This window comes from Corallococcus sp. CA041A, from assembly GCF_003612075.1.
In the GTDB taxonomy this organism is placed as follows: Bacteria; Myxococcota; Myxococcia; order Myxococcales; family Myxococcaceae; genus Corallococcus; species Corallococcus exiguus.
In genome coordinates, this window is the sequence record NZ_RAWF01000347.1 from 1 (window position 1) to 8,810 (window position 8,810).

At 68.1% G+C, this 8,810-nt stretch carries 5 protein-coding genes; all 5 read right to left on the reverse strand.

Features of this window, described 5'->3' with window-relative positions; genetic code table 11:
* Window positions 1-48: 48 nt before the first annotated feature.
* Complete coding sequence (polA, locus tag D7V77_RS37930) at window positions 49-2,754, reverse strand: DNA polymerase I (RefSeq protein WP_120581114.1); 2,706 nt, start codon at window positions 2,752-2,754, stop codon at window positions 49-51.
* A gap of 59 nt (window positions 2,755-2,813) precedes the next feature.
* Window positions 2,814-5,027, reverse strand: a complete 2,214-nt coding sequence (locus D7V77_RS37935) for an FHA domain-containing protein (RefSeq protein WP_120581115.1) — start codon at window positions 5,025-5,027, stop codon at window positions 2,814-2,816.
* A 7-nt stretch (window positions 5,028-5,034) separates the two neighbouring features.
* Window positions 5,035-6,792 (reverse strand): ATPase, T2SS/T4P/T4SS family, encoded by a 1,758-nt coding sequence (locus tag D7V77_RS37940; protein WP_120581116.1) that lies wholly within the window; start codon window positions 6,790-6,792, stop codon window positions 5,035-5,037.
* A 152-nt stretch (window positions 6,793-6,944) separates the two neighbouring features.
* The gene (locus D7V77_RS37945; RefSeq protein ID WP_120581117.1) at window positions 6,945-8,393 is read right to left on the reverse strand and encodes a type II and III secretion system protein family protein; all 1,449 of its coding nucleotides are present in this window, start codon (window positions 8,391-8,393) and stop codon (window positions 6,945-6,947) included.
* A 46-nt stretch (window positions 8,394-8,439) separates the two neighbouring features.
* On the reverse strand, window positions 8,440-8,810 hold a 371-nt coding region (locus D7V77_RS37950; RefSeq protein WP_120581118.1), incomplete at its 5' end, for a prepilin peptidase.

Consider the following 8,810-nt stretch of genomic DNA (forward strand, 5'->3'; position numbering starts at 1 on the left):
GCGGGAGGGCGCCTACGGGGGTGGGCGCTCTCCCGCATTTTTTCGTGCTCAGTGCGCGTCCGCCCAGCTCTTCCCCGCGCCCACGTCCACCTTGAGCGGCACCTTCAGCTCGGCGACGGAGGCCATGCTCTTCACGGCCAGCGCCTTCACGGCCTCCACCTCCGCGTCCGGCGCTTCGAAGAGCAGTTCGTCGTGCACCTGGAGGAGCACGCGCGTCTTCAGCTTCTGCTCCCGGAGCGCGGCGTCCACGGCCAGCATGGCCTTCTTCATCAGGTCCGCGGCGGTGCCCTGGATGGGCATGTTGATGGCGGCGCGCTCGGCGGCCTGGGCCACCGCCCGGTTCTTGGAGAGCAGGTCCCCCATCAGGCGGCGGCGGCCGTAGAGCGTCTCCACGTAGCCCACCTTGCGCGCCTTCTCCACGGTGTCCTCCAGGTACTGGCGGATGCCCGCGTACCGGGTGAAGTACCGCTCGATGACGTCGCGCGCGTTCTCCTGGGAGATGCCCAGGCGCGTGGACAGGCCGTGCGCGGACAGGCCGTAGGCGATGCCGAAGTTCACCATCTTCGCCACGCGGCGCTGCTCGCGGTCCACGTCCTTGGGGGCCACGCCGAAGACTTCCGCCGCCGTGCGGCTGTGGATGTCCTCGTCATTGCGGAAGGCGTCGATGAGGACCGGGTCCTCCGCGATGTGCGCCAGCAGCCGCAGCTCAATCTGCGAGTAGTCCGCGCTCACCAGCTGGTGCCCGGCGTCCGCCACGAAGGCGCGGCGGATTTCACGCCCCAGCTCCGTGCGGACGGGGATGTTCTGCAGGTTCGGGTCGGACGAGGACAGCCGGCCGGTGGCGGTGGCTGCCTGGTGGTACGTGGTGTGGATGCGCCCGTCCTTCGCCACCAGCGTGGGCAGCGTGTCCAGGTAGGTGCTCTTGAGCTTGGACAGGCCCCGGTACTCGATGAGCGCGCGCGCGAGCACGCTGTTGTGCTCCTCGGCCAGCTTCTCCAGCACCTCCTGGTCCGTGGACGGGCCCGTCTTGCCGCGCTTGAGGATGGGCAGCTTCTGCTCCTCGTAGAGCACCTGCGCCAGCTGCGGATTGGAGCCCAGGTTGAAGACGTGGCCCGCGGCCTGGTGGCACTCGGCCTCCTTCGTCTTCACCTCCACGTCCACGCGTTCGGAAGTGCGGCCCAGCTCCACCACGTCCAGCTTCACGCCCTCGCGCTCCATCCGCGCGAGCACGGGCAACAGCGGCAGCTCCAGCGTGCGAGCCAGCTCCGAGAGTCCGCCCAGCTCCAGCTCCTTCCACAGCTCCGGAGCCATCCTGCGCGCCGCGTCCGCGCGCACCGCGTACGCCGCGGCCACCTCTTCCGGCCCGTGGTCCGCCAGCGGCCGCCCCTTCTTGCCCTCCACCGACGCGGGCAGCGCGGGCAGCTCTGAACGCAGCCGTTCGCGCGCCAGGTCCGCCAGCGCGTGCTCCCGGCGCGACGGGTTGAGCAGGTAGCTCAAGAGCTCCACGTCGTCCTGGGCGCCCTCCAGCGTCAGCCCTTCATGGGCCAGCACCAGCGTGAGCGCCTTGAGGTCGTGGCCGCCCTTCTTCACCGCCGCGTCCGAAATCACGTCCTTCATCACCGCGGTGAAGGCCGCCACCGGCACCTGCGTGGCGCCCAGCTGCTGGTGCCGCAGCGGCACGTACCGCGTGGAGCCATCCGGCAGCGCCACGCCCATGCCCACCAGCGGCGCCGCGAAGGGCATGCCCTCGTAGGCGGGCACCAGGGTGAGAGACCCGGCCGCCTTCGCCGCTTCCGCCAGCGCCTTCAGCTCCGCCTCGGTGGTGACCAGCGTGGTGGTGGTGGCGAGCGGCGCCACGTCCGGCCGCGCCGGGGCCTCCTCCGCGGGCAGGTCGCGCAGGAGCGCGAAGAACTCCAGCTCCGTGAACAGGTCCCGCGCACGCGTGGCGTCCGGCGCACGGCGGACCAGGTCCTCCAGCTTCACGCCCAGGGGCAGTCCGGTGTTGAAGGTGACGAGCTGCTTGGCGCGCGCCAGGCTCTCGCGGTGGGACTCCAGCGCCGCGCGGATCTTCGGCTTCTTCACTTCCTCCACGCGCGCGAGCAGCGTCTCCACGTCGCCGAACTGGTGGAGCAACTCCACCGCCGTCTTGTCGCCCACGCCGGGTACCTTGGCGACGTTGTCCACCGCGTCGCCCACCAGGGCCAGGAAGTCGCGCACCTGCTTGGGCAGGATGCCCATCTTCTCCTGCACGTCCGCGATGCCGATGCGCTTGTTCTTCGCGGGGTCGAAGAGGGTGATGTCCTCGTCGACAATCTGCATGAAGTCCTTGTCGCTGGTGACGACCAGTACCTGGAAGCCCTCCGCCTTCGCTTGCAGCGCCAGCGTGCCGATGACGTCGTCCGCCTCCCAGCCCTCCGCGTCCAGCGAGGCCAGGTTCAGCACGTCCCCCACCTTGCGGATGAGCGGGAACTGGGGCGTCAGGTCCTCCGGCGCCGCCTTGCGGTTCGCCTTGTACGTGGGGTCGATCTTCTGACGCTCCACGCGGCCGGACTTGTCGAACGCGAGCGCCACGTGCGTGGGCTTCAGCTCCTGCAGGGCCTTGAGCACCATGCGGGTGAAGCCCAGCACCGCGTTCGTGGGCACCCCCTTGCTCGTCGTGAGCGGGGGGATGGCGTGGTAGGCGCGGAAGATGAAGCCAGACGCGTCGAAGAGCGCCAGGCGGCGCTCGGAGCGCGGGGGGCTAGTGTCGGCCATCCCCCGTCCCTAGCGCGCCTACCGCTGTCTGTCCACGAAGCCCCGCACCGGAGCGCCGCTCAGCGGCACTTCATCTCGGCCTTCTTCGCGGCCATCTGCTCGGCGATGCCGTCACCCGGCACGGCGTAGTCCTCCACCGCCTGGAAGTCCGAGCAGCTGCCTACGCTGTTCAACGCGTTCTGCGCCTGCGTGGAGCAGAACGCCACCACGCGGTTCAGGTTCGTGTTGCCCTTGTAGAAGTCGAAGCCCATCTTCCAGATGCGGCAGCCGCGGCGGCGGTCCTCGCGGTCGGCGAAGTGCTTGCCACGCAGGTAGGCGGAGGCCGCCAGGTCCTGGAACATGTTCTTCCGGTAGAAGGACAGGTGCGACTCCGCCAGCTCCGCCATGATGCGCTTGTCCGTCGCCAGCGCGTCCTTGAACGGCGCCACCGCGCGCTCGGGGTCTTCGTTGGTGATGTTGCTCCCGCCCGTCTTGAAGAGCTGATCCACGTTGGACACGTCGCGAATGAGGTCGTCCGCGAGCTGGTGGTACTGCGCCTGGTCTTCCTTCGAGCGCAGCTTCTGCAGCGTCGCCATGGCCTCGCTGCCACGGCCGGCCCAGTAGTCCATCATCGCCGCCTGGATGAGCTTCGGGGCGTAGCGCTTGGCGAACATGGCGCGCACCTCGCTGGCCTGATCCACGCCCAGACCGTCCTCCTGGAGGATGTCGGACACGGGGCACGTCCACGGCTGCGCGTTCCGGTCCACGCGCTGGCGGGCCACCAGGAACTTCACGAACATGGTGTCCTTGGGGCGCCACTCGTTCTTGCGCAGACCGCCCTCCAGGCGGAGCGTCTGACCGATGGGCGGCTCCATGTCCTCCTTGCTCTGCTTCTGGCACCACACTTCCATGTACTGCTGGCAGCGCTGGACCGCGGGCCCCCACTGCGAGTTGTTCAGGTAGCGATTGCAGTCGAACTTCGCGCGATCCACGAACTGCTCGGCCGTCTCCTTCGCCTTGGAGCGGGCGCGGCGGAAGTACTCGCTCTCCTTCGGAATCTTGCGGAGGTACTCCAGGGCGTCCTTCTCGCGGTTGAGCTCGATGGACTTCTTCGCGGCCTCGAAGTTGTCGAAGGCCTCCTTCTCCAGCTTGATGCGCCGCACGAGGGTGTTCGCCTCGGCGTTGATGGGGTCCATGTCCAGCGCCTGCTCGCACGCCTTCTCGGCGCGGCCCCAGTCCGGAGCCCCCGTCTCGTTGGAGGCGTAGGAGCGGCACTCGCTGAGGAACTCCTGCACCTGCTGCGCGGGATCCAGCGGCGCGGCGGGCCCCGTCGGCTGCGTCTTCCGCGGCGCCCCGACGGAGGACTTCACCACCGCCGCCACCGCGAGCAGCGCCACCACGCCGCCCGCGATCACCATCAACTTGCGCTTATTGCCCGACTCGGGCGACGCCCGGCCGCCACGACGTGCCGGCGCCGCGCCCGTGCCAGGACGGCGCGAGGGCGTCTCGGCGGACTCGTAGGTCATCTCCACCACGCCGAACTGGAGGACGTCCCCGGGCTGCAGGTCGACGAACTCCTCGCCCAGCAACTCGCCGTTGAGCAGGGTGCCGTTCGCGCTGCCCAGGTCGCGCGCGAGCACGCCCGTGCCCTCGCGCTTCACCTCCGCGTGCTTCCGGCTCACGGAGTCGTCATCCAGGACGACCACCGCCGGAGGCGCCCGGCCCACCAGCAACGTGCCGTTGATGGGATAGGACTTGCCCGCCCATGGCCCCGTCATGCCCTTGAGCACCGGACCCGAACCCGCGCCCGCCGCCGCGGCACCCGCACCCGCGGGCGTGGAGCGAGCGGGCCGCTTCGCCAGCGCGCCTTCGGGCTTCGCGGCGCCGTTCTGCGTGGCCTTGGCGCGGATGCTGGGCATGGCGCGCGTGCCCTTCACGGGCGCGTCCGAGAGCGTCGCCGGATCGCCGGGCGGAGGTGTGGCCGCGCGGCGCCCGCTGGTGCTCCGGGCATTGCCCTTGAGCTTCATCTCGTAGTCGCCCAGCAGCACCTGCGAGGCCGGCGTCAGCGCCGTGGGCCCCTCGATGCGCTCGCCGTCCACGAAGGTGCCGTTCTGGCTGCCTCCGTCCTCGACGTAGACGGTGCCGCCCTCCACGTAGACGCGCGCGTGCTGCCGCGACACGCCGCCTTCCGTGAGGACCAGGTCATTGCCTTGCTGGCGGCCAATCTTCAGCTCGCCCGCGACTTCGTGCTCGTGCTCAGTGCCGTCAGGGTGACGGACGACCAGGGTAGGCATGGGCGCGTCAGTCCTCGCGGAAGATACTCATGTTCACGGGGATGCCCTTGCGCTGGAGCTCGTCGTAGAACTTCGGGACGAAGCCTGACGCCACGTAGCGTCCGCGCACCTTGTGGTCCTCGGTGAAGCCGTCCTGCTTGTAATAGAAGATGTCCTGCAGGGTCACGATGTCGACCTCCATGCCGGACACCTCGGTGATGAAGCAGATCTTCCGAGAACCGTCGGAGAAGCGCGTCTGCTGCACGATGAGGTGCACGGCGCTGGCGATCTGCTCGCGGATGGCCTTCACCGGCAGCTCCATGCCGGACATGAGCACCATCGTCTCCAGCCGGGCAATCGCGTCACGCGGCGTGTTCGCGTGCAGCGTGGTGAGCGAACCGTCGTGGCCGGTGTTCATGGCCTGGAGCATGTCCAGCGTCTCGCCGGAGCGGCACTCGCCCACGACGATGCGGTCCGGACGCATGCGCAGGCAGTTCTTCACCAGCTCGCGGATGGTGATGGCGCCCTTGCCTTCCAGGTTGGGCGGGCGGCTCTCCAGCTGCACCCAGTGGTCCTGCGGCAGCTGAAGCTCCGCCGCGTCCTCCACCGTGATGATGCGCTCACCCTCCGGGATGAACGAGCTGATGATGTTCAGCGTCGTCGTCTTCCCGGAGCCCGTGCCGCCGGAGATGACGATGTTGCGCCGGGCCGTCACGCACATCTCCAGGAACTCGGCCATCTGCGCGGTGACGGTCTTGTATTTGATGAGGTCCTGGATCTTCAGCGCATCCTTCTTGAACTTGCGGATGGTGATGCAGGGGCCCTTGAGCGCCAGCGGCGGGATGATGGCGTTCACGCGGCTGCCGTCCTTGAGGCGCGCGTCCACCAGCGGGCTGGATTCGTCGATGCGGCGGCCAATGGGCGCCACGATGCGCTCGATGACGCCGAGCACCGCCTGGTTGGAGGAGAACGTCTTCTCCGACAGGGTCAGCTTGCCCTTGCGCTCGATGTAGATCTGGTTGGCGTGGTTCACCATGATCTCGCTGATCTCTTCCGACGCGAGGAACGCTTCCAGGGGCCCCAGGCCCAGCGCCTCGTTGATGACGTCGGTGAGCAGCTCCTCCCGGTCCACGTCCCCGGGAAGCTCCTGGTCCGCCTCCATCTGGTCGATGATGTCCCGGATGGCCTTCTCGGTGCGGCGCCAGAGTTCCTCGTCCCCGAGCCGGTCCATGTCCATGCGGCGCAGGTCCAGGTACTCGATGAGCCGGTCGTGGATCTCCTTCTGGAGCCGCGAGTAGCGCTCCAGCCGGGGGTCCACCTTGCGCTTGTTCTTCGCCATGGCCGCGGCCATGGACGCGGGCATGCGGCTGGGAGCCGCGGGGGCGGGCGCGGGCGCCTCCTCCTCCTCGTAGGGCTCCTCCTCTTCGTAGGCCTCTTCCTCGTCGTAGGCCTCTTCGCCCTGCTCCTCGTCGTAGCCCTCGTCAGCGGGCTCGTCGGCAAGCGCCTCGACGTTGAGGATGTAGTCGCCGATGGAGACCTGGTCGGTGGGCTTCAGCACCATCGGCCCGGCGATCTTCTTGCCGTTCACGAAGGTGCCGTTCGTGGACTTCATGTCCACGATGATGAAGCGGCCGTCCTTTTCGACGATGCGGGAGTGGGTCTTGGAGACGTTCCCCTTGGCGAGCACGATGTCGTTGCCAGCAATCCGGCCGATCGTGATCTCGTTCTTGGGGTACTCCCGCTGCTCCGAACCGCCGCCCTTCTCCGTCAGCGTGATGAGAAACATGGGCCGGGATGCTACCAAGCCCTCCTACGACCTCAAAGACTCCTGCGACGCTCGCCCGCCTGCTGCCCGGAAACGGACGGGCCGGCACCCTCCCCCTCTGAAGCAGGGATGGGGCCGGCCCGGATCCAACGTGAGGGCGCTTTTGAGGGCCGTCAGTCGAAGATGTTGAAGTTCACCTCGGAGCGGGCCTGCTTGTAGCGGGTCTTCACGTCCTCGATGATGCTGCGGACCTTGTCCGAGTCCGGGTTCACGATGCGCGGGGTGACGAAGATCACCAGCTCGCGCTTGGTGGTGTCGAACGCGCGGTTCTTGAACAGCTCGCCCACGATGGGGATGTGACCCAGGCCGGGCAGCTTCGCGACGGCCTTCTGCTCGTCGTGGCTGAACACGCCGGACAGCACGATGGTCTCACCGTGGCGCACCGTGACGTTCGTCTTGACCTTGCGGGTGCGGAAGCCGGGGATGGCGGACGAACCACCGAAGGACACGGACACGGAGGTGTCGATTTCAGAGGCCTCCGCCTCCACTTCCGTCTGGATGTTGCCGTTGCGGTCCGCGGTGGGGCGGATGTTCAGGATGACGCCGTAGGGCTTGTACTCCACCGTGAACTGCGTGTTGGTGATGAGGGGGATGGGCACCTCGCCGCCAGCGAGGAACTCCGCCTTCTCACCGCTGGCGCACACCAGCTTGGGCTGCGCCAGCAGGCGGCCGTAACCGTCGTTGGCCTGGAAGCCGATGCTCAGGTCGGAACCGCCCGTCGCGCTCATGATCAGGCCGGAGACGGCGTCGCCGGAGGGGATGAGCGCCTTGTTCAGCGTCGCGGCGGCGGTCAGCGTGCCAGTGATGTCCGTGGGGTACTTGATGCCGTAGCGGTCGCGGCTGTTGCGGCGGATTTCGACGAACTGGACCTCGGAGAGGATCATCCGCTTGATGCCGACGACGAGCAGGTTCTCCACCTTCTCACCGATGGCCTTGGTGATGAGCTCCGCCTTCTGGAGGTCCTGCTGGCTCTCCACGGAGCCCTCCAGGAAGATGGTCGCGCCCACCACGTTGGCCTGCACGTTCTTCAGGCCCGCCTTCTGGAAGGCCGCGTTCAGGTTCTGCGCGACCAGCTTCTTGGCGTTGGGGGCGATCTTCACGAACGACTTCACGTTCGGGTACAGGCTCACCACCTGCTCGATGCGGTCCGCGTCCTGCGTGGTGTAGGCCTGACCGTCCAGGTAGATGCGGTCACCCACCATGCGCACGGACACGCCTTCGATTTCACCCAGCAGGCGCTTGATTTCGGAGATGACCTCGTTGGGGTCCTGCTTGCGGACCGTCACCAGGTAGCTGATGCGCTGACCCGAGGACTTCCAGACGAGCAGCGTCGTCTTGCCTTCTGCGTTACCGGTGACGAGCAGCTGGCCGGTGCCGAGCGTCTTCACCTCGGCGATGGACGGATCACCCAGCGCGACGCGGCTGAGGCCGGGAATGGTGAGCACCTTCTGGGTACCCACACCCAGGCTGACGGAGCTTCCCTCCTGGGCCAGGGCGGGGGCACTGGCCACCAGGGTGACGAGGGCGCCGAGCGCCAGGGCTTGCGTGAAGCGAGTGGACATCGTGTGAATCCCCTTCTTGCGTGCGCGCGCCCGGCCTGACGGCGCGCTATCCCAGATGTTGTTGCTGCCACCACATGGCCCAGAAAGTCCCGACCGCGATGGAGACGCCGTAGGGGATGTGTCGCACAGGAGCGGGCGAGGTTTCCTCGCGCATCCATTTCATCCGCACCGCCCAGCGACGGGCCACCGCCGCCAGCGTGTCCCAGACGGCCCCCTGCCACAGCAGCGTGACGATGGCCTGCAGCGCGCCCGTAAGCGAGATGAAGGCCGCCGCGGCGAGCACCGTGGGAAAGCCCAGCACGCAGCCCACGCCCGCCATCAGCTTGACGTCACCCCACCCCATGCGCCCGCGCAGCGCACCCGGCACCAGCAGCAGCGCGAGTCCCGCGCCCGCCAGTAGCCCGCTCACCACCCCCG

Bases quoted from the DNA above. Each gene is read 5' to 3' on its own strand.
- polA (WP_120581114.1), bottom strand. From the start codon at position 2,754: ATGGCCGACACTAGCCCCCCGCGCTCCGAGCGCCGCCTGGCGCTCTTC.
- D7V77_RS37935 (WP_120581115.1), bottom strand. From the start codon at position 5,027: ATGCCTACCCTGGTCGTCCGTCACCCTGACGGCACTGAGCACGAGCAC.
- D7V77_RS37940 (WP_120581116.1), bottom strand. From the start codon at position 6,792: ATGTTTCTCATCACGCTGACGGAGAAGGGCGGCGGTTCGGAGCAGCGG.
- D7V77_RS37945 (WP_120581117.1), bottom strand. From the start codon at position 8,393: ATGTCCACTCGCTTCACGCAAGCCCTGGCGCTCGGCGCCCTCGTCACC.